Source organism: Mucilaginibacter koreensis (genome assembly GCF_054783355.1).
The window spans coordinates 3,519,893-3,542,531 of record NZ_BAAGQS010000001.1 but is presented as its reverse complement, the minus strand read 5'-3'; the positions used below and the strand labels follow the sequence as shown (position 1 = coordinate 3,542,531).

Sequence of the window (22,639 nt, the reverse complement as noted above, 5' to 3'; positions counted from 1 at the left end):
AGTACTATAAATGAAAATAACTGAACACATTAAAAACGCCAACGGCAAAACTCTATTCTCGTTCGAACTGCTTCCACCTATTAAAGGGCAAAGCATGGATGGTATTTATAAAACCATCGACCCCTTGATGGAATTTAAGCCGCCATTTATTGACGTGACCTCCTCCCGCGAGGATTTGGTATACAAAGAAGCACCAAATGGCTATTTGGAAAAAGTAACTTACCGCAAGCGCCCCGGCACCGTGGCGGTATGCGCTGCCATTATGCATAAGTACGGCGTAGATACGGTACCGCATTTAATATGCGGCGGATTTACTAAAGAAGAAACCGAGTATGCCTTAATTGACTTGCAATTTTTGGGTATTGATAATGTACTGGCCCTGCGCGGCGATGCCCGTAAAACCGATCCGGGCTTTATACCTACCCAGGGCGGCCACTCATACGCCATTGAGCTGCAGCAGCAGATTGTGGACATGAACAATGGCATTTACCTGCACGATTATCAGGATACTTCTTATAAAACGGATTTCTGCATCGGCATAGCCGCTTACCCCGAAAAGCATTTTGAATCGCCCAACCTGAAAACCGATTTCAGGCACCTGCACAATAAAGTAAAAGTCGGGGCCGAGTTTATGGTAACCCAGATGTTTTATGATGTAAGCAAGTACAAAGAATTTGTAAAGCAATGCCGTGAAAATGATATTAACATCCCTATTATTCCGGGTTTGAAACCGTTAACTTCAAAAAAGCAATTGGTGAGTTTGCCCAAAATTTTTCACATTGATATCCCTGAAGATTTGAGCGATGCCGTGCATGCCTGTAAAGATGACAAGGAAGTAAAAGAAGTAGGCATTGAATGGATGATTAACCAATGTAAGGAACTGGTTGAATTCGGCGTACCGGTACTGCACTTTTACACTATGGGCAACGCCGGGCCTACTAAACGTATAGCAGAAGCTATATTTTAACTTTCTTTTTCAAGAACGATTCAAAGGCCGATTTCTTATATTCGGCCTTTATTATTTTCAACCTTATTACATGAAATATTTTTACTTATTGCTACTGGGCTTCTTATTACCTGTATTCTCTTTTGCGCAAGTTAATTATCGTCAAGGCTATGTGATTTTAAGCAGCGGTGACACATTGAGTGGATACATTGATACCCGTGAATGGAACCGAAATCCTGAAACAATTAATTTTAAAAGAACGCTTACTGATAATGCCAGCACAGTATATACACCTGCAAACTTAACATTATTTGAGGTTGGCGGAATAGACCGTTTTATAACTTACAACGGTAAATTAAGTATGGATGCTACCGATATTAACAGAATACCGCCTGCTCTGGATACTAATTCCCGTCAAGCTGCAGTTTTTCTAAAGGTACTTACTACAGGCCCAAAAGCTACACTACTAAGTTATACTGACCGTTTAAAAACAAGGTTTTTTATTCAATCTCCAGGGCTACCACCTGATGAGCTTAGTTACCATATATACAGCAGTGAATATAACTCTATGACTATAGTTAACACTTGGGGTTACAGAGGGCAATTACTTCAACTGGCTAACCAATATGATGCCGATAGCCAGCTCAAGCATTTAATACAAAATGCTGATTATGGCATTACCGACTTGAAACGTATTGTAAATTCCTTTAATGGCTATCAGGCAACTGATATTAGCAAAACCCCCAACGGCCGTTTGTTTATAGGTGGTGGGGTCAACTATCAAAATACAGCCTTCTCGGGAAACAACCTGTTTACTGGCATCAGCTCTACAGCAGTAATGCCATTTTTTAGCGCAGGTTATGACATTTTTGCTAACCCAAATACAAAAAGAATAGTATTTCGTGGTGAATTTATGGTTTCACATAATTCTGCCAATTTTAAAGAAACTACTTATAATTATAGTACACCAGATGGGAGCGACTCTTTTAACTTCAATCAACTGAATTTTACAGTAATACCTCAAGTTATGTACAACATTTACAGCACAGACAACTTGAAGTTTTTTTTTGATGCTGGCTTTGCTTTCAACCTTTCAAAATACAGCAATTCAAAATATCACAATGCTGCAACTAACCAAGTTAATATAAAGAATTATTATATATTAGAAAGCTTCTGGTTTAATTTTCCATTTAAGGCCGGAATACTGATTAATAAAAAAATAGAGATATTTGCCCAATACATTTTTCCTGCTGCCTATACCAATTACCAGAATTTTTCTCTAAGCACACAAAGTGTTGGATTAGGCATACATTACTGTTTTAATCCCCATAACAAACGGAAGATATAACTAAGCTTCAATCAAACACTTTAATTGAAATTTCAAGACGTACTAATTCTTAACGTTTATTATATATGATATCTCCAAAATATTTTTGGCTGTTTTTAATCCTTTTAACGCCAATATTTTCTTTTGCCCAAGCTAATTATCAAAAAGGGTATCTTATTGTTGCCAATGGTGATTCAATTAGTGGTTATATTAACGCCAGAGAATGGTCGCGTTCTCCAAAATCTGTTGAATTTAAAAAAAAAATGACAGATAAAGAAGCTGTTACCTACCAACCTTCTGATTTGAAATCTTTTGCAATAACCGGTTCAAGAAAATATATTACTTATACAGGCCGTATCAGCCGTAGTGCAATCATAACCAATAACAGTTCAAATAACGCCTTCTTGCCATTAGATACAACTACCTACCAAACTGAAACCTTTTTAAGGATGGAAGCTGAGGGTAATCATGTTTCCTTATTGAGTTATAATGATGAAGCTCGTAACAGATTATTTATACAAGAATACGATGGAAAACCATACGAACTTAGCTATTTCAGATATTCTGATCCGTATAATGATAATGTGGTGATTGCTACTTCAGGCTATCTGAATCAACTTCATTCATTACTAATCAGGTTCAAAGTAGCAGAGCAGGTACAAAGAAAGTTGGAGCATACCAATTATACAGTAAGTGATATTTCTGAAATTTTAAGCTACATCAATACTAACAAGAAAGCTGCAGATAAGCATCACAACAATGGGCGTGCGTTCATTGGAGGTGGTATAAATTTCCATACAACTTCATTTTCAGGTGCTAATGAATTTGCAAAAACTAATGGTTCAAAAAATGTAGCTCCATTTTTTAGTGCCGGATATGATTTCTTTCAGAACGCAGATGTTCAAAAAATGGTTTTCCGGGGGGAGGTTAATCTTTCGTACGTTTCGCCAAAATTTGATTACCTGGCAGCCGATGGATCAGCTGCTACTGGCAATGTATATTCTGAATCTTTTTACAATTTCAAACAGTTGAATATCTCCATTTCACCTCAATTATTATACAATATTTATAACACCAACCCACTCAAAATATACTTGGGTACTGGATTAAGTTATAACTTTTCCATTTATAGCGGCAATCAATACAAAAGAGTAGAAAGTTATCCATTTATAGGCACTACGGAAACAATAAAGGATAATTACCAAAAGCTTGATGCCGGTTGGTTTAGTTTCCCGGTAAAAGCCGGCGCAATGATTAACAAGAAATTTGAACTTTATGCCCAATACAACATACCTGTAAGTTATGGCAACTATTCATTTTACAGCATTAAAACGCAAACTATAGCAATAGGCGTACATTACTGTTTCAATAGAAATTAAATAACCCTTAAAGTAGCTGATGAGCATATAACTGCTGTTGCAATTCATCGGCGCCAGTAAAATGTACAGTTTGTATGCCCAACCGCTGTGCGGCTAAAATATTGCGGTAATTATCATCAATAAATAAAGCCTGATGTGGGTTTACCTGGTAGCGCTCTAATAGCAACCGGTAAAAAACTGCATCAGGCTTACGCATTTTTTCGGTGCCCGATACCACGATACCGTCAAACCAGTTTAAAAACTCATAGCGCTGTAAAGCAATGGTAAACGTTTCGGCCGACCAATTAGTGAGGGCATAAATTTTATAGTGACCACTTTGCTTTAGCTGTTTAAACAGTTCTACCGTACCCTCAATAGCACCACCCAGCATTTCTTCCCATCGACCATAGAATGCCCTGATGTTGGCTTCCTGCTGCGGAAATTGCTTTACCAGTAACTCTGTACCTTCTTGCAAACTTCGTCCGCCATCCTGCTCTTCATTCCAGTCCGGTGTGCAAACGGTAGCTAAAAAGTCTTTCATGGCCGCCTCATCTGTAAACAACTTGCGGTACAGGTATTCGGGATTCCAATCAATGAGTACACCGCCTAAATCAAAAATCAAAGTATCAATCATTACTGGCTTAATTGTTATTTAATAAATAGGCCTTAAACTTAGAGAAATTGTTAGGCATAGTCGTTTTATGCTGCGCCTTGTTTTCTATTTCTTTTACTTGTTCAGGCACTTGGATGTTTTGCCTGATGCTATCCTCAAATACCTCCGGAAATTTACACGGATGTGCGGTAGATAGAAATACACCTGCCACATCAGTCCCGTTACTGGTTTGCCACTCTTTGAGCGCACGCCAGGCAATGGCTGTGTGCGGGCACGCTATATAACCATATTTGGCATATAAATGCTGGATGGCCTCATGCGTTTGTTCGTCGGTATAACTATAGCCCATTACCAACTGAGTTAAAGCCGATGCGTCATCTTTAAACAATTCTGCAATGCGTACCCAATTGCTGGGATTACCCACATCCATGGCGTTAGCTATGGTTTGCACCGAAGGCTTGGGCTGGTAAACACCTGTTTTTAAAAACTGAGGAACAGTATCATTGGCATTGGTTGCCGCAATAAACTGCTGTACTGGTAGCCCGAGTTTCCAGGCCAGCAAGCCAGCGCCTATATTACCAAAATTACCGCTGGGTACGGCGAATGCTACTTTATGCTTACCCTGCCTCAATAGTTGGGCGTAGGCATTAAAATAATAAAAGGTTTGCGGAATCAGCCGGGCAATATTAATAGAATTGGCAGAAGTGAGCCGGAACTGTGCATTCAGCTCGTCATCTGTAAAGGCTTGTTTCACCAGTGCCTGACAATCATCAAAGGTACCGTCTATTTCAACAGCGCGGATGTTTTGCCCGTTGGTGGTAAGCTGTAATTCCTGTATCAAACTTACTTTATCTTTGGGATACAAAATAGTAACCCGCGTATTGGGTACACCTAAAAAACCCAAAGCCACCGCGCCACCGGTATCACCAGAGGTGGCTACCAGTACATCCAGTTGCTTTTCGCCGGGTTGTAAAAAGTAACTCATTACCCGGCTCATAAAACGGGCGCCAAAATCTTTAAACGCCAGCGAAGGGCCATGAAAGAGCTCCAGTACATATACATCCTCTTCCAACGGCTTTACCGGCGCTTCGAAATTAATAGCATCCTCAATCAATGCTTTTAAATCCTGCTCCGGGATGGCACCTTGCAATAAGTGCCGGGCCACCTGAAAAGCAATTTCGGGTAAAGAGAGCTGTGCCAATTCATCGAAAAAAGATGAAGGCATGGCCTCAATTTCAAGCGGCATGTACAGGCCCTTGTCCTGCGGCATACTGTTAAACACAGCTTCTTTAAAGGCTACTTGTTGCCGGGAATTATCGTTGGTACTATATAGTTTCATCGTAAGTTCAGTCAATGATAATTAATCCAATACACGCGGACCGGCAGCGTTTACCGGTGATACGTAAGCTTGTGATTGAATGTTAATTTGAGTTAAATGCTGTTGTAAGCGCTGGGTAATACGGCGTGCGGTATCTTCGTTTTTAGTAAGGGCAAACACTGAAGGGCCTGAACCTGATATGCCAAAGCCTACGGCTCCCGCCTCCATCGCCAATTCGCGCAGCCGGTAAAAATCAGGAATCAGCATGGAACGTACCGGCTCTACCAGTATATCCTGCATGCTGCGGCCAATTAAATCTATATCCTGCATAAACAGGCCGCTCACCAGCCCTGCAATGTTACCCCACTGGGTAACGGCATCTTTCAGTAATATTTTATTGCGGATAATCTGCCGGGCCTCGCGGGTGGGTACATCCACATCAGGAAACACCACAGCACAATACAAACCCTCCGGGTGCGGCAAACGGATCACCTCGAGCGGCTCATAGCTGCGGATAAGTACAAAGCCGCCTAACAATGCAGGAGCTACATTATCGGCATGGCCATGCCCGCAGGCCATCTCCTCGCCCTTCATGGCAAAAGGCAGCAACTGCATGATATCTGTTTCGTCGCCCAGCAGTGTTTTGGCGGCAAACAAGCCGGCTACCGTACTGGCCGAACTGGAACCCAAACCACTGCCAATCGGCATCATTTTATGCAGTTCAATATCCAAGCCTAAATCAGGCCGTCCGATGGATTGCAAATAATACTGTACGCTTACACTTACTGTATTACGGGCCGGGTCCATAGGCAACCGGCCGTTATCGCCGGTTATTTTGCTGATGGTGATACCTGGCTTGCCGGTAAGCCGCATTATCACTTCATCGCCCGGCTCATTTACCGCAAAGCCCAGTACATCAAAGCCACAAACCACATTGGCTACGGTAGCAGGGGCAAAAACCCTTACCCCCCTGCCCCCCGAAGGGGGGTTCAAATTAATCATAACTTCAATCCTCTATAATATTATTATACCTAACTAACACTTCTTTGAAGGAAAATCTTGTTTCTTGATTCTTGCCTCTTGCTTCTTTTTCAATTGGCCCCTACATTTATTAAATCTGCAAATACGCCGGCAGCAGTTACCTCAGCGCCTGCGCCTGGGCCTTTCACCACCATGGGGCGGTCTTTGTAGCGGTCGGTAGTAAAGGCGATGATATTATCACTGCCCGACATCATATAAAACGGGTGCTGATCATCCACCATTTGCAAACTGATGCTGGCTTTACCATCTTCAAGCTTGCCAATGTAACGCAGTACTTTACCGCTGCTTTCGGCCTGCTGCTTCAAATTGTTAAAGTAAGCCTCTCCAGCTTTTAGCGAATCATAAAAATCACTTACGGTTTGGGCATGAATACTGGCTTGTGGCAGTATGTTCTCCAGTTCTACATCTTCGGCCTCCATCTGATAACCGGCATCGCGCGCTAAAATGAGCAGCTTGCGCATAAAGTCGGTGCCGCGCAAATCATCGCGGGGGTCGGGCTCAGTATAGCCTTTTTCCTGTGCCAGCTTTACCACATCGTGAAAATTGGCGTCGCCTTTAAAGCTGTTAAATATAAAAGATATGGTACCCGATAACACCGCTTCAATGCGCTGCAGGCGGTCGCCGCTGATCATCAAATCTTTCAGGGTACGGATAATGGGTAGCCCAGCCCCTACATTGGTTTCGTAAAAGAAATCTACACCATGCTGTAAAGCTAAATTATGGAAAGATTGGTACCGGCTGTAAGCGCCCGAATTTCCGAGCTTATTACAGGTAACTACCGAAATACTTGCCTTAAATACTTTCTCGTAGTACTCAATCGGGGCCGGACTGGCGGTGTTATCCACAAACACACAATTAGGCAGGTTCATGGCAATCATTTGGTCAACAAACAAAGCTAAATCTGCCTGTGCGCCTTCCTCCTGCAATTGCTCCTGCCATTGGGTTAAGGGTATACCATCAGCATTTAGCAGCATTTTACGGGTGTTACTGATGCCGGCTATCTTTACCTGAATACGGTTATATTGTTCTAAATTCACACTGTGCTCCTGCAACTGGCGTAACAAAGTTTTGCCAATATTGCCGGTGCCGAGGCAGAATACATTTAAGGTTTTGTTGAGGTTGGTAAAGAAAGCTTCGTGTACAGCGTTCACCGCTTTATTTAAATCGCTTTCGGCTATTACTACCGATACATTATACTCTGATGAACCTTGTGCGATAGCCCTCACATTGATACCATTGCGGCCCAGGGCATGGAACAACTTGCCCGACATGCCCGGTGTTTGCTTCATGTTTTCGCCCACAATAGCCATAATGGATAAATCGTGTTCAGCTACTGGCGCATCCAGCTTTTGCGCTAAAATTTCCAGTTCAAACTCCTGTTCAATTAACTTACAAGCCTTATCAGCATCGGTTGGGCTCACCGCAAAAGTGATGCTATGTTCTGAGGACGACTGGGTAATCAATATCACATTAATATGCTCACGCGACAGCAGAGAGAACAACCGGCCACTGAAACCTGCCTTACCCACCATACCACTCCCCTGTACATTAATGGCACTTACTTTATCAATAGAAGAAATACCCTTGATAGCCAATGCTGAAGCCTTACACTGATATTGAATTACCGTGCCTTCAAACTCCGGCTCAAAAGTATTCTTAATCACTATTGGGATACGCTTCAGGAAAGCCGGTGTCATGGTAGGCGGATAGATCACTTTAGCGCCGAAGTAAGACAACTCCATGGCTTCGGTGTAAGTCAGCTCTGGCAATGAAAACGCCTTTTTCACCATGCGCGGGTCGGCGGTCATCATGCCGTTTACATCGGTCCATATTTCAATTTCGCTGGCATTCAAAGCCGCACCGAATAAGGCAGCTGTATAATCGCTGCCACCCCGGCCTAATGTGGTTACCTGCCCCACTTCATTGCTGGCAATAAAACCGGTAACTACCAATAATTTATCAGCATGCAGGTTGTAAAAGTTTTTGATAAGCAATTCAGACAACTCGGTATTTACACGGGCCTGGCCAAAGGCACTATCGGTTTTAATCAGTTCGGTAGCATCTACAAAAAGTGCTTCATCAAAATACTGCGCCGCAATTTTGGCAATCATGAATGCTGAGCAGCGCTCGCCGTAGCTTACAATCAGGTCGCGGGTTTTGGCGGTGAGCTCTTTAAGCGTTTGTACGCCCTGCAGCAAATCCTCCAATTCGTTAAAATATAGTTTTAAGCGGGTAAATACCGGGTTTTGCTGCTGTATGGGTAGTAATGCCTTTACCACTTCAAAATGGCAGTTTTGCAGGGTGGTTAAATCGGCCGAAAAATCCTGCCCCTGCATGGCCTGCCCGGCCATGCTGATGAGCAGGTTGGTTACACCGCTCATGGCCGATACCACCACAACCGGCAATGGCGGGTGCTGCTGCTTCAAAATGTTAACCACTGCAGCAATGCTATTTACACTGCCTACCGATGTACCTCCGAACTTTACTACTTTCATACGCTTACAAATGCCTTTAAAACAAAAGCGCCTTCCCCGTTTTGGAGGAAGGCGCTTTTTGGTTTGCTATTTAGTTTACACCATAAACTATCTTCCTCCGTGGTTTATACCGGTGGTAATAATAGTAGTGGTAATGGTGATGTTGTTCAAAATCATATACTTGTTGCCTTAGCAACACTGGTAAAGTAAAGGGATATTTTTTATATATGCAATAATTAAAAAACTTTTTGTTCAAAATGCCTTTGTTCAAATTTATACTTTTGGCAATATATGCAAGGCATCGTCACAAAATCAACCGGAAGCTGGTACCAGGTGCAAACACCGGATGGGCACAGATACGATTGCCGTATTAAAGGCAAATTCCGCATTAAAGGCTTAACCACCACTAATCCCGTAGCTGTAGGCGATTTGGTAGATTTTGAAGGTGAGCCCGACCAGGATACCGGCGTTATCACCAAACTTTACGACCGTAAAAACTATATCATCCGTAAGTCCATCAACCTATCAAAACAGGCGCAAATTATTGCGGCTAACCTGGATCAGGCTTTTCTGGTGGTTACCCTGGCATCGCCCCGCACCTCAACCGGCTTTATTGACCGTTTTTTGGTAACGGCCGAGGCTTATGATATACCGGCCGTATTGGTATTTAATAAACTGGATTTATTCAGCGAAGAAGGCCTGGAGGTACTGGCGGTTTACAAAGATATTTACGAAAGCATTGGTTATCCCTGTTACGAGGTATCGGCCCTGCAAGGCACGAATATCGAGTTGCTGGAGGCTTTGTTAAAAGACAAAACCACCCTGCTTTCGGGGCACTCGGGCGTGGGCAAATCCAGTTTGATGAATGCGCTATTACCACACCTGGAGCTGCGTACTACCGAAATTTCGGAGTGGAGCGACAAGGGTATGCACACCACCACCTTTGCCGAAATGTATGACCTGCCCTACGGCGGCCGTTTAATTGACACCCCCGGCATACGCGAACTGGGAATTATTGACATTGAGCAACAGGAACTTGGCCACTTCTTCCCCGAAATGCGTGAGCGTATGCACGATTGCCGTTTTAATAACTGCCGCCATATTAACGAGCCTGGCTGTGCCGTATTAGCGGCTTTGGAAGAAGGTGAAATTGCGCCTTCGAGGTATGATAGTTACCTGAGTATTTACCATGGCAATGATACCAGGGCGTAAGCTTTAATCAATTTAACCACACGTTGTCATTGCGAAGAGGAACAACGTGGCAATCGCTTGTTGTACAGAGGCGCAGATGCCTCCCTGCGGTTACCACGCTGGCGCTCGCAATGACAAAAAATCTTAATTACTACATTTATTTATGCGAGCCGTTATCCAACGCGTATTAAACGCTTCCTGTACTGTTGACCAGCAAATTACCGGACAAATTGAAACCGGCTTTTTAGTTTTGCTGGGTATTGAGCATGAAGACACTACCGAAGATGCTGACTGGCTGGCGCAAAAGATAGCCGGCATGCGTGTGTTCGGTGATGAAAACGGTTTAATGAATAAAGCGCTGGCCGATGTAGATGGCCACATTTTATTAATTTCTCAATTTACCTTGTATGCGCAAACTAAAAAGGGTAACCGGCCATCGTTTATCCGTGCCGCCAAACCCGATGTAGCGGTACCATTGTACGAGTATATGATTGAGAAATTAACGGTATTGACCGGCAAGCCTACTCAAACCGGCATTTTCGGAGCCGACATGAAAATCAGCTTAATGAATGATGGCCCCGTTACCATCGTAATGGATACGAAAGATAAAGACAATCATTAATTTTACCTGCATGAGTATAGACGAGGCACAGCAACTGGTAGATAAATGGATTACAACCACCGGTATCCGTTACTTTAATGAATTGACCAATACCGCCATTTTGATGGAGGAGGTAGGTGAAGTGGCCCGCATTATGGCCCGGCAGTATGGCGAGCAATCTTTCAAAAAATCAGATACCGAAGTTAATTTGGCCGATGAAATGGCTGATGTGCTGTTTGTACTTATTTGCCTGGCCAACCAAACCGGCATTAACCTTACCGAGGCACTGGAGAATAATTTAGAAAAGAAAAGCATCCGCGACGCAGACAGGCACCGAAATAATGAGAAATTGAAGTAAAATACTTAAACAATAATACATGTCTTGCTGAACTTGTTTCAGCACCTCTCAGGACAAGCAAAATTATAGTATCTACAACAAGTTTAGCATATGGGATGCCAAAACAAGTTCGGCATGACGGTTGGTAGCTAAATCATTTAATATTTATACCTATCCCCCCAAAGCTTCCTTAACTTTTCGCGGGCTTCGTTTTCACGGGCATTCTGGCCGGGGTCGTATAGTTTGGTGCCTTTCAACTGGTCGGGCAAAAAGTCCTGATCGGTAAAGTTGCCCTCGTAGCTGTGGGCGTATTTATATTCTTTACCGTAACCAATATTTTTCATCAGTTTGGTTGGGGCATTGCGCAAATGCAGGGGTACAGGCAAATCGCCGGTGCGGCGTACCAAATCCATTGCCTCGCCAATGGCCATATAACTGGCATTGCTTTTGGCTGAGGTGGCCAGATATACCGCCGTTTGCGACAGTATAATACGCGCCTCGGGCATACCGATAACATTTACCGCTTCAAAACAGCTTTGGGCAAGTAATAAGGCATTGGGGTTGGCGTTGCCAATATCTTCTGAAGCCAGAATCAGCATACGCCTGGCAATGAACGAGGGGTCTTCGCCGCCCACCAGCATACGGGCCAGCCAGTATACAGCCCCGTTAGGGTCGCTGCCGCGCATGGATTTGATGAAGGCCGAAATGATATCGTAATGCTGTTCGCCGGCCTTGTCATACAAGGCCATGTTCTGCTGTACATGCTCCAGCACCACTTCGTTGTTAATTATTATCTCGGCGTTGCCGGATAGCGCATTAATTAATAATTCAAATATATTGAGCAGTTTTCGGGCATCCCCTCCCGATAAGCGCAGCAGCGCCTCGTACTCATTAATAACGATTGACTTTTGCTTTAGCAACTCATCTTCATGAATGGCTTTTTGCAGCAGATGAATCAGGTCCTCTTCACTTAGCGGTTGTAAAATATATACCTGTGCCCGCGAGAGCAATGCAGAGATTACTTCGAAAGAAGGGTTTTCGGTAGTAGCACCGATAAGGGTCACCAAGCCACGCTCTACAGCCCCCAACAATGAATCCTGCTGTGATTTAGAAAACCTATGAATTTCATCAATAAACAGCACCGGTAGGGTTTGTCCGCCCTGCTTGTACAGGGCGGCTTTCTCAATTACCTCGCGCACATCTTTTACGCCTGAGTTAATAGCGCTAAGTGAAAAGAAAGGCCGGTTTAAATTTTGAGAGATAATATAAGCCAGCGTAGTTTTACCTACACCCGGTGGCCCCCAGAAAATCATAGAAGGCAGATTGCCCGATTCAATGGCTTTACGCAGTACTGCCCCCGGCCCCACCAAATGCTGCTGCCCGGCATAATCATCCAGCGTTTTGGGGCGCATACGTTCGGCTAAAGGAGGCAGATTATTCATAGTGAAGGTAAAATTCTGAAAAGTTAAGTCGAAAACCTAATATTAGCTTCAAGGTTATTATAGCAATGCTTTCCCATTTCGATTCCTCTAACATCTATACCATCTGCAACCAGCTGGCGCAGCAGCACCCGGTGTTTTATACTATTGTTGAGCGCTACGGCTATCCACCCATTTGGAGCCGGCCCAATACGTTTGAAACATTGGTGCATGTGATACTGGAGCAGCAAGTATCGCTGGCCTCAGCTTTATCCGCATTATTAAAATTGAAGGAACGCATAGAAGAAATTACGCCTGCCCGAGTACTGCTATTAACAGATGAAGAGTTAAAAGCCTGTTACTTTAGCCGGCAAAAGATTGTTTATGTAAAACATTTGGCCGGGGCTATCATCAGCGGGCAATTGAATTTGGAAGCTCTGCCTGAGTTGCCGGATAAAGAAATAAGGAAACAGCTGATGCAACTAAAAGGCATTGGTAATTGGACGGTGGATATTTACCTGATGATGGTACTGCACCGGCCCGACATCTTTCCGGCCGGCGATCTGGCTATCATTCGCACCATGAAAATGCTGATGCCATTACCCCCGGATGTTACCCGCCTGCAATTGACCATTATAGCCGAAAGCTGGCGGCCTTACCGTACTGTGGCTACTTATTTGTTGTGGCATTACTACTTGAGCCGAAAGAAACCAGTGGTAAAGGCGTAACCTTATTATTTGATTTACAAACCAAACTGACGCAAAAACTCTCCTATAATACCATGGTACAGCAAAATAGTAATCATTACCCCACTGATGGCGCCAAAAAAGTGAGCATCATGATTAATGGTATCGCGCGATTGTTTAGAGGAGTAAGCACAATAGACCAGGTAAAGGATACCGAATATCCAGGCAGGGATAGGAATGGGTATAAACAACAAGCCCATCCGTGCTGTAGGGTTGAACAGGATAAAGCTAAACAACAAGGCACTGATCGCCCCTGATGCACCTAAGCTATAGTACCAACCATCATCCCGGTGCTTGCCTACAGTGGGCAGATCGCTTAATATCAAACTGGCGATATACAGTAAACCAAACTGCCAATGCCCTAAATAACCTGCCTCTAACTGAAAGGCGAAAAAGTAATAGGTCATCATGTTAAACAGCAGGTGCATCCAATCTCGGTGAATAAATCCGCTGGTAATCACTGTATACAAGCGCCCTCCTCTCGATACGCTGTAAGGATGCAGCATCATGCTGCGCAGCCAGCTTTCATTGTAAAAAGCCAACAGGCTGACTACTATGGTAATTACAAATATGGTAGAGGCTACCGGGGCATAAATAAAATATTGTTCCATTAATTGATATCTAATTTGGCAGGGGTTAACAAACGCCCTACCGGGTAACGCAGGTAGGTAGGCTCATAGTACTCAGAGTGCCGGTAAACCCATTCCAACTGCGTGGGGCCGCTGCCAGCCAGTTTAGGGTTTTGCGCCTTTTCGGCATCTAATTGTGCTTTTAGCTCCGGGTGCTTTTTCAGATACTCAGCGGCAATATCTTCAAACACATAATCAGAGTAATGTTCTTTCTGCCCCAAAACAGAATCGAAGAAACCCCAGGTAAAAAATGAATCTACACCCTGCGGCTCCAGCGTTTCTACAATATAGCGGTTACAGGCCTGGTTGGTGTATACAATGTAATCTCCGGCTAAATATTTAATACTGCTATTTACTGGCCTTAGCTGTATATTACTGTGTAAGTAATGGCCTTCAAAAGGGCGGGTTGCTGTTTTATAATCGGCAATGTAATACACCTGCAAACTCAGGGTCGTATCGTGCTTTAAGCGCTGCATGGTTACATGGTTCAGCTTAAACAGTTCGATAATTTTTCCCCAGGCCTGCGGGATGATGTAGGCTAAAGGCTTATCAGCAAATTGTGTGGCCTTATAAGTGTTATAGTATCTGATGGGTTTAGTAAAAGGTTTACTACGGTCATAATACAGGCGCGGAAAACCGCTGATGGTGCTGGGTTTGTAACCGGCGGTGTAACCCTTGAACTGCAGCGTATCAAAACGCCCCATATCGGGCTCCCAATTTAAGGCGAATGTTTTTTGCTGTGCAACCTGTGCATCGGCTTTAGCTTTCAGTTCGCCTATTTGCCGGGCATCGCGCTGGCAAATGGCAATCAGGTGCTGCATAAAATCATAGGTAGCGTATACCTTTTTATCATATGGCTTTAGCATATGCGTTTCGGTAATATAACTGATGATGTTGCGCTGAGCCGTAAAACCGCTCGAAAAGCGCGGGGTTTCCAAAAAGGCTACAATACCAGAGTCAGGTGTAGTTTTCAGGCTTTCTACATAAGGCGTCATCTCGTAGCCGCTCTGCTTCATGCGGCGGTATAACTCGGGCGATAAAGTTTTTGAAGTATATTCAGCCAGCAGCGGGTTTTGCTTGTCTTTTTGGGTTTCAATCAGCGTCATTACATACTGGTAATCGGCGCCGTTGCTGGCATGGTTATCTAAAAATACTTCCGGCTGCCAGGTATTCAGTATCTGCATAAAGGCCAAGGCGTTGCGACTGTCAGCCTTAATGAAATCGCGGTTCAAATCTAAATTTCGTGCATTACCTCTAAAGCCATAAGCCCGGGGCCCGTTTTGACTGATGCGCGATACACCCCGGTTCAAACAACCATCAATATTGTATACTGCAATGAAGCACAACACTACATCTTTGGGTAACTGATTCTTTTTCAACAGATCGCGTACCAGCATCATGCTGGCATCAATTCCCTCCGGCTCGCCGGGATGGATGCCGTTATTGATAAGCAGCACGCGCTTGTGTTGCTTTTTGATGGCTGCCGGGTCAAATATTTTATCTTTAGAAAGCACAGCTAAGGTTAGCGGCTTGCCTACATCAGTAGTGCCATAATTGATGAGTTTAAGCTGCGGGTATTGCTTACCTAACTGCTGGTAATAGGCAATAATTTCAGCATAAGTAGCGGTGTAATTTTTATCACTGCTTTGCTCAAATGGGGTAAGTTGTGCGTAGGATGGTATTGCAAGCGCCAGGCAAAGCCCTAAAGCCGCCAGAAAATATTTGATTGAAGTAGACATGGCCTTACAAATATAAAGCAATGCCTTATAAACCCCTATTAACTCAGAGCCTTAATTTCGGCCTGTATCTTTTTGGGCAGGCTGGCTATAATAAGTTGGTAAGAGTGGTCTATCATTTCAAACAATTGCTTTTGAGTAAGCGATCCGTTCAGGAAAACGGTGTTCCAATGCGTTTTGTTCATGTGATAGCCGGGCTGTACCTCTTCATACCGCTCGCGCAATTCAACGGCCAGCTCGGGGTCACATTTTAAATTTACGCGGTCACCATTGGCTAAATCGGCCAAAGCATATATTTTGTTACCAGCTTTAAACACCAGCGTATCTTCACCAAACGGAAAACCATCGGTGGTGCCCGGTTTGCCCAGGCAGTAATTATGCAGGGTTTCCATATCCATGTTAAAAGCCCCTTCTTATATTTTTGTTATACGCTACCGGCGCACCAAAATTGACTTTAATACCCACGGTAATTTGCCGGTACTGGTCAAACGAGTTGTTTTTAAAAATCTGCGGAGGGTCATCATAACCGTCCAGACCTTCGCCTAAAGTTACATTGTGCCGGTAACCCAAATCAATAGCAAATACCGGTTCATCATAAGAGTTAAAGAACTTTATTTCGTAACCAAAACGCAGTGGTATCATCACGTTCAAACCCTTGTCTGAACCCGGAAAACTACCGTAAGCCGGGTTATACAAATCCTTGCGCTGTATAAAGGTCATGTTATTATAAATCAGCCCGAAACCTGTACCTATATAAAAATTTTTAATCAGGTTTTTAAAAAAGCTGTCATCATAATTCAGTATCTCGCCGGCCATTACATCCGCGTGCAGTATTAATGCTTTATAAGCGTTGGTATATTGGCGGCCGCTGGCATCAATTTTCCTGTCGCTGTTGCTGCCGCCCGAAAGGGTACCGAATTGCAATTCGGCCGCTACAGGCAGGTAAGGACTATAATTATAATATGCGTTGATGTTGTAAGCCTGGTGGGTGTTTTGTTTCTTTAAATCTGCATAGGCTTTTACCGAACTGTAACCTATGCCAATGCCGAAAGGCGAATAATTGTAACCGCTTTGCGCCTTAACCCAACCACTAATGCTCAAGAAAATCAATAACAGGGCAACAGGACGTAATTTCTTATTCCTCATCAATAAAATTTAAACTTTAGGGGTAAGCTGATTATATTGGCAGCCGTTCACCAAAAATATAACAAATATTTATATATGCGTAACACCCCATTTTTCAACTATACAGTTACAGAGCGCTTTATGCAATATGTAACCATTGATACGCAATCTGACCCCCATTCGGTTACCATTCCATCCACCGAAAAGCAAAAAAATTTAGGCCGGCTGCTGGTGCAGGAGCTACAGGACATGGGAATTACTGATGCACACCTAGATAATTATGGTTATGTGTACGCCACTGTGCCTGCCAATACTTCAAAATTAAATGTGCCGGTCATCTGTTTCTGCTCACATATGGATACCTCACCCGACAGTAGCGGCGCCAATGTAAAGCCCATTATCCATACCAATTATCAGGGAGCAGACATTGTTCTGCCCGATGACCCTACCCAGATACTTAACCCCAGCCGACATCCCGAACTTAAAAACCAAATAGGCAATGATATCATCACTGCCAGTGGCACCACCTTGCTGGGAGCTGATAATAAAGCCGGTGTGGCCGAAATTATGGATGCCTGCTACCAGTTGTTACAGCATCCGGAGCTTAAACACGGCGACATTAAAATCCTGTTTACGCCCGACGAGGAAATAGGCCGCGGCGCCGATAAGGTAGATATACAAAAGCTGGGCGCCTTTGCCGGTTATACTATAGATGGTGAAACTGCCGGGAATATGGAAAATGAAACTTTTTCGGCTGATGGCGCTAAACTGATCATCCATGGTATTAGCGCACACCCCGGCTTTGCAAAAGGACAAATGCAGAATGCCATAAAGATTGCGGGCGAAATTATTGCTGCCCTGCCTTTTGAACTATCACCCGAGGGTACTGAAGGCAAACAAGGTTTTGTACACCCGGTAAGTATAGAAGGACATGGCGAACAAGCGACCATCGAATTTATCATCCGTGATTTTGCCGAAGAAAAGCTGGCAAAGCATGCGCAGGTTATTAAGCATATTGCTGATGAAGTTATAGCCCGCTTTCCGGGAAGCAGCTACGAGTTGCAGGTAAAAGAGCAATACCGCAATATGAAGCAGGTTTTAGACCAGCACCCGCAAATAGTAGAATATGGGCTGGAAGCCATCCGCCGCGCCGGACTGGAGCCTCAGCTATGCAGCATCCGCGGGGGCACCGATGGCTCGCGCCTGTCATACATGGGCCTGCCCTGCCCCAATATTTTTGCCGGAGAGCATGCTTTTCATGGCAAACAGGAATGGGTATCAGTGCAAGACATGCAGAGCGCCGTGCGTACCATTGTGGCCCTTTGCCAGATTTGGGAAGAACGAAGCGAGTAACCGTTAATGTAAACTAACAGAATAAACTTTGAAATACAGGAATTAACTCATAGATACTCTTTTAGATAACTTAAGAGCCGGGCGCTCTATTACTATATACATTAAATAAGCTGCCGGAACGATTATCAGTATATATAAACCACAAAGGGCAACCGGAGATACGTGGTATCCTGAAACCATATGATTAATCCAAGCCATTACAGGAATATGAGCCAAGTAGAGTGAATAAGAAATAGCACCTAAAAAATTGCCAACTGGTTCAATTTTACCGGGTTTAAATAGTGTAATTGCAAGCACCGTTAAAAAAGGAACAGCGCCGCTTATTATTGATTTACTCAGACAAATTAAAACTGTAAACGCTACTATAACTCCCCAAAAATGTTTGGCTTTGATTAATTGTGCATAGCCCAAAAATGCGATAAAGCCAAACACAAATTGGTATACATAAGATATGATAAATTCTCTTACGGTAAAACGCAAACAGTAGTAACTAAGCGCAATAATCAATACAACAGTTAAAAGCTTTGGCAGCTTCATTAACAAAGGAAACAACAATCCCAACAGCAAGTAAAATTGAAACTCGATAGCCAATGTCCAATACACGCTGGTATACCAGTTTTGGTGCTTAAAAAATGGCACGGTATAAGTAATGTGACACAGCAAGGTATCCAACTTTAACAAACTCAGAGGATAGAAGCCGATGGTAAACAGCAAAAAAATTGAAAACCAGAATGGTGGGTCAACACGCAAACTTCTTTTTAATATAAAAATGAAGAAGCTGCTGGTTGTATAACTTTTTCGGAATAAAGATAGAGGCAGTATAAAACCCGAAATAACGAAGAATACAGTTACGCCCTGGTGCCCATTATCTATAATATAATCAAAAAATTTATTGATGGTAACACCAGTACTAAGCTTAAAATGTATTGCACAAACTGCCAGTGCGGCTAAGGCCCGAAGGTAAACTATGCTATATATGGTTTTATCTCCGCCAATCATCTTGAGGGCCAAGATAATCATTCGCTGTTAAGGATTATGTAAAGCCAACCGTGCATCGCTCATTACTTACTATCCTGCCCTCAAACAGCTGGGGCAGGAATAGTAATGGTGATAAGGCAGGGCTAATATTTTGCTTAACCTTTTTACTTTGGCTTATAAAACTTTTTTAAACAACGGGCGCAGCGGTAGTGCTTCACTGCAGCCCAAGGCAGCAACAGCCTTACTAAAGCGCCTCGTGGTATACGGTCGCAATCGGCGCTGCCGCACCGCGGGCAGTTAATTTTGACCTTAATATTTTTAAGAGGTGCTGCCCAAACCGGCGACAGGTGGAAATCTTTTTTGGGGGATTGCAAATCAGTAGTCATAAACAAGAGCAAAATGGTGTTTAATTAATAGTAAAAATCACTTGGCGTTATGAATACAAATCTGAACGATTCATGATAAATAAACCTGCCATTTACTTTAACAAAGCTGCCATTTAGCTTAATATTTATGCCTTTTACTTGTTAATTATAATTTTTAGTTAATTGTGGTTTATTACAAAAGATCTCCTGCATCTCGCCCGTATGCTTCTTTAAATAATTTGTTGAAATAGGCCGGTGTTTCAAAACCTGCCGCATAGGCAATTTCAGCAATGGTGCGGTAACGGCCGCTTTCAATAGCTTCGCGCGCTACCTGCAAGCGTATGGTACGAATGTACTTGTTTGGGGTAAGCCCCGTAAGCTGCTTAATGCGCCTGAACAATTGCCGCTGGCTGATGGCCAGATCAACACTGATCAGCTCAATGCTTAAATCGGTTTTGCCCACATATTTTCTTACCAATTCCTCCAATTGGGCAAGCCACACCAAATCTGCAGGCGAAGCCGGTACTGGTACTTCTGGTACAACATCTTCGGTTTCTGCAATACTGCCTGGTTCGGTTGGAGTAGGTTCATAAACAGGCTGTTCATTTACAACTTTGGTGGTTCGTGCCGCTGCATTTTGCAGCAGGTTATTTATGCGCAGCAGCAGTTCATTACCTGTAAATGGTTTGCTTAAGTAATCATCCACCCCAATATTCAGGGCCTTCAGGCGGTTCTTGCTATCTGCCAGCGCAGTAAGCATAATTACCGGGATGCTGAAATAAGACGAATGCTTCTTCAGTTCTTCGAGCAGGGTAAACCCATCCATACCCGGCATCATTACATCTGATAATATCAGATCGGGCAACGCAGCCATGTTTTCCAGCTGATGCAGGGCATCTATACCATTACGTGCTGTTACCACCCGGTATATAGGTTGCAATACGCTGCTGATATGTGCTGCCATTTCGGGATGATCTTCCACCAACATCACCAGCTGACTGCCATTGGATTCGGGCAACTGCGAAGCTTCATGCGTAGCAGGCATCTCTGTTACCACCTCATCAACCAAGGCAGGGCTTAACGGCAAACGCAAACTAAACGTTGCCCCCTGCCCCCACTGGCTTTGTACCGAAACTTTACCACCCAGCAATTCGGCAAATTCACGGGCGATAGCCAGCCCAATGCCCGTACCGCCTTCGGCCTGTTGGTATGGGCGTGTACCCTGGTAGTAGCGATCAAATATATGCGGTAAATCTTCGGGGCTGATGCCACTGCCGGTATCGGCTACCTCAACCAACAATTCATCATTATGAAATGAAGCCGTTACCGTTACTGTATGGTCGGCAGGGGTAAATTTAATGGCGTTACTGATGAAGTTATTGATGATTTTTTCAAATTTTTCTTTATCCAGTTGTACGCTGATACTTTTATCTACCGTATTGCGCATACTATAATACACGCCTTTGTAGGCCGCCGCTGAGGCAAAACCCTGGTATAATACCTGCAAATACGATGATAAAGCAACGGGTTGCAAGTTAACCGGCAAATTACGGGCTTCTATTTTACCCAAGTCCAGCAACTCGTTTACCATACCCAATAATTTGCGGCTGTTATGCATTACCGATTGCAGCAGTTTTCTATGCTGATCATCACTCAATGCCTTACCCTGATTCAACAATTGATCGGTTGGCCCCATAATCAGGGTTAAAGGCGTACGCAGCTCATGACTGATGTTGGCAAAAAAGCGACTCTTCATAGCATCCAGCCGGGCCAGCTGTTTGTTTTGCTCAGTTAACAACTCAGCTTCTTTTCTTCGCCTGGCCATAATAGAAAAATAAATAACCAGCAATACCGCTAAACCGAAACCACTTATAATCAAAATAAAATTACGCTGCTGATGAGCAAGCCGGGCATCACTGTCAGCTTTCAATAATCGCTTGTCGGCTTTATATTTAGCATCGGTTTCCTGAGCAATATTGGTTTGGTTAACTGCCTTGATAGAATCTTCAATCGCCTGTCCTTTGCGGGTATATTCCAATGCCCGTTCGTAATTTTTCAGCCCCTCATAGGCATCGGCAAGGCGGTTGTAAATATTGCGCTGCCAGGCACGGTTAGTTTGTGATAGAGGCAGCTTTGCCAGTGCCTGCAAATCATAATTAATAGCGGCCTGGTACTGATGCCGGTCGTTCATTACAGTAGCCAGCTCATTCAGGGCGGGTATCTCCAAACCGGTAAATTTCTTTTGTTGTATAAGGGCTAAAGATTTCTTGAGTATCGCCTCGGCTTTATCCAGCTGATGCGTCATTTCGTACAAACGACCCAGGTTAGTCATGTAACGGGCACGGGTAAAATCATCTTTTACAAAATGCGAGTAAGGCTCCCGTAAAGTAATTTCGGCTTCTTTAACAGCCAGCGGCAAATTATGCGGCTGGTGACCGCGCATGGCGGAGTGCAGGTTGGAAAGATTGGACAAGGCACCTACATAACCTGCGGTATCCTTCATGGCCAAAGCCTCATCAGCTGCCTGCTGTGCATACGGCAGGGCATGTTTAATATCATCAAAAGCACGGTATATGTCGGTTACGCAAATTTTAGCCCATATACTTTCTTTTTTCCAGCCATGAGCATCTGCTACCCGTAATACTTTAAAGGCCATTTGCAGCGCTTCGGCATTTTTATCCTGCCGGCTTAACATGTAGGCCACCATATCTCCAGCCAGTACATATGTAGCAGTATCTTTAACGGTAACTAACTGAAAACCTTGCCGGCCATACGCTAAAGCCTTCGCTTCCAAACCGCTGCCATAGGCTTGGTAGGCTTGAGCCAGCCTGATCCTTGCCTCGAAAGGAACATCATGCTTTTGGCGGGCTTGCTGCAATAATTGATTAGCCATAACGGCGGCCGAATCCTGATCGCGCAGGCCGCGCAATTTCTTTAACAGTTGCTTTTCGGTTTGGGCGCTGCTTTTGCTGCTGACAAAAACAGTAGATAACAGGAGTATAAATCCGATAAGTTGTTTAGGGGTCATCACTCCCCTAAAATAATACCTTATGGGCACATATTTTAATATTGGTTAACTTTTA

General features: G+C 43.9%; 19 protein-coding genes. 8 read left to right on the top strand and 11 right to left on the bottom strand.

Annotated elements, in window-relative coordinates; genetic code table 11:
* Positions 1–10: 10 nt before the first annotated feature.
* The 3 genes from metF (at position 11) to ACYVNW_RS15830 (ending at position 3,652) form a co-directional block, all read left to right on the top strand.
* Positions 11–967, top strand: a complete 957-nt coding sequence (gene metF / locus ACYVNW_RS15840; protein WP_460680852.1) for a methylenetetrahydrofolate reductase [NAD(P)H] — start codon at positions 11–13, stop codon at positions 965–967.
* A gap of 70 nt (positions 968–1,037) precedes the next feature.
* Entirely contained in the window at positions 1,038–2,294 is a 1,257-nt protein-coding gene (locus ACYVNW_RS15835; RefSeq protein ID WP_460680851.1) for a hypothetical protein, read from the top strand.
* A gap of 65 nt (positions 2,295–2,359) precedes the next feature.
* Complete coding sequence (locus ACYVNW_RS15830) at positions 2,360–3,652, top strand: hypothetical protein (protein WP_460680850.1); 1,293 nt, start codon at positions 2,360–2,362, stop codon at positions 3,650–3,652.
* A gap of 7 nt (positions 3,653–3,659) precedes the next feature.
* On the opposite strand, the gene ACYVNW_RS15825 is transcribed toward ACYVNW_RS15830, so the two are convergent.
* From ACYVNW_RS15825 to thrA, 4 genes are all read right to left on the bottom strand, one after another.
* The gene (locus ACYVNW_RS15825; protein WP_460680849.1) at positions 3,660–4,265 is read right to left on the bottom strand and encodes an HAD family hydrolase; all 606 of its coding nucleotides are present in this window, start codon (positions 4,263–4,265) and stop codon (positions 3,660–3,662) included.
* 7 nt (positions 4,266–4,272) lie between these two features.
* Positions 4,273–5,583, bottom strand: coding sequence for a threonine synthase (gene thrC, locus ACYVNW_RS15820; protein WP_460680848.1), 1,311 nt, complete (start codon positions 5,581–5,583; stop codon positions 4,273–4,275).
* 21 nt (positions 5,584–5,604) lie between these two features.
* The gene (locus ACYVNW_RS15815) at positions 5,605–6,564 is read right to left on the bottom strand and encodes a homoserine kinase (RefSeq protein ID WP_460680847.1); all 960 of its coding nucleotides are present in this window, start codon (positions 6,562–6,564) and stop codon (positions 5,605–5,607) included.
* A gap of 89 nt (positions 6,565–6,653) precedes the next feature.
* A complete protein-coding gene (thrA, locus tag ACYVNW_RS15810) occupies positions 6,654–9,098 on the bottom strand; it encodes a bifunctional aspartate kinase/homoserine dehydrogenase I (RefSeq protein ID WP_460680846.1) in 2,445 nt (814 codons plus the stop codon).
* Between the two features lie 270 nt (positions 9,099–9,368).
* On the opposite strand from thrA, the gene rsgA reads away from it, so the two are divergent.
* From rsgA to ACYVNW_RS15795, 3 genes are all read left to right on the top strand, one after another.
* A complete protein-coding gene (gene rsgA, locus ACYVNW_RS15805) occupies positions 9,369–10,289 on the top strand; it encodes a ribosome small subunit-dependent GTPase A (protein WP_460680845.1) in 921 nt (306 codons plus the stop codon).
* Between the two features lie 142 nt (positions 10,290–10,431).
* On the top strand, positions 10,432–10,890 hold the full coding sequence (dtd, locus tag ACYVNW_RS15800) for a D-aminoacyl-tRNA deacylase (RefSeq protein ID WP_460680844.1): 459 nt from the start codon (positions 10,432–10,434) through the stop codon (positions 10,888–10,890).
* Positions 10,891–10,900: 10 nt separating this feature from the next.
* A complete protein-coding gene (locus ACYVNW_RS15795; protein WP_460680843.1) occupies positions 10,901–11,227 on the top strand; it encodes a nucleotide pyrophosphohydrolase in 327 nt (108 codons plus the stop codon).
* A gap of 137 nt (positions 11,228–11,364) precedes the next feature.
* On the opposite strand, the gene ACYVNW_RS15790 is transcribed toward ACYVNW_RS15795, so the two are convergent.
* The gene (locus ACYVNW_RS15790; protein ID WP_460680842.1) at positions 11,365–12,648 is read right to left on the bottom strand and encodes a replication-associated recombination protein A; all 1,284 of its coding nucleotides are present in this window, start codon (positions 12,646–12,648) and stop codon (positions 11,365–11,367) included.
* 65 nt (positions 12,649–12,713) lie between these two features.
* Here ACYVNW_RS15790 and ACYVNW_RS15785 point away from each other — a divergent pair, with 65 nt between their 5' ends.
* Entirely contained in the window at positions 12,714–13,352 is a 639-nt protein-coding gene (locus ACYVNW_RS15785; protein ID WP_460680841.1) for a DNA-3-methyladenine glycosylase family protein, read from the top strand.
* Between the two features lie 14 nt (positions 13,353–13,366).
* Here ACYVNW_RS15785 and ACYVNW_RS15780 read toward each other — a convergent pair whose 3' ends face one another.
* From ACYVNW_RS15780 to ACYVNW_RS15765, 4 genes are read right to left on the bottom strand one after another with little or no spacing between them, the layout of a single operon-like run.
* Positions 13,367–13,981: a rhomboid family intramembrane serine protease gene (locus ACYVNW_RS15780; protein WP_460680840.1), complete on the bottom strand. Its 615-nt coding sequence runs from the start codon at positions 13,979–13,981 to the stop codon at positions 13,367–13,369.
* Entirely contained in the window at positions 13,981–15,738 is a 1,758-nt protein-coding gene (locus ACYVNW_RS15775) for a M14 family zinc carboxypeptidase (RefSeq protein WP_460680839.1), read from the bottom strand. The genes ACYVNW_RS15780 and ACYVNW_RS15775 overlap by 1 nt, the downstream gene beginning before the upstream one ends.
* A 38-nt stretch (positions 15,739–15,776) precedes the next feature.
* The gene (locus ACYVNW_RS15770) at positions 15,777–16,127 is read right to left on the bottom strand and encodes an MmcQ/YjbR family DNA-binding protein (RefSeq protein WP_460680838.1); all 351 of its coding nucleotides are present in this window, start codon (positions 16,125–16,127) and stop codon (positions 15,777–15,779) included.
* 7 nt (positions 16,128–16,134) lie between these two features.
* Complete coding sequence (locus ACYVNW_RS15765; protein WP_460680837.1) at positions 16,135–16,881, bottom strand: outer membrane beta-barrel protein; 747 nt, start codon at positions 16,879–16,881, stop codon at positions 16,135–16,137.
* A gap of 75 nt (positions 16,882–16,956) precedes the next feature.
* Between ACYVNW_RS15765 and pepT the strand changes: the two genes are divergently transcribed.
* Positions 16,957–18,213: a peptidase T gene (gene pepT / locus ACYVNW_RS15760; RefSeq protein ID WP_460680836.1), complete on the top strand. Its 1,257-nt coding sequence runs from the start codon at positions 16,957–16,959 to the stop codon at positions 18,211–18,213.
* Between the two features lie 42 nt (positions 18,214–18,255).
* Here pepT and ACYVNW_RS15755 read toward each other — a convergent pair whose 3' ends face one another.
* Positions 18,256–19,233, bottom strand: a complete 978-nt coding sequence (locus ACYVNW_RS15755; protein WP_460680835.1) for an acyltransferase family protein — start codon at positions 19,231–19,233, stop codon at positions 18,256–18,258.
* Positions 19,234–19,749: 516 nt separating this feature from the next.
* The gene (locus tag ACYVNW_RS15750) at positions 19,750–22,584 is read right to left on the bottom strand and encodes an ATP-binding protein (RefSeq protein ID WP_460680834.1); all 2,835 of its coding nucleotides are present in this window, start codon (positions 22,582–22,584) and stop codon (positions 19,750–19,752) included.
* Between the last annotated feature and the right edge of the window lie 55 nt (positions 22,585–22,639).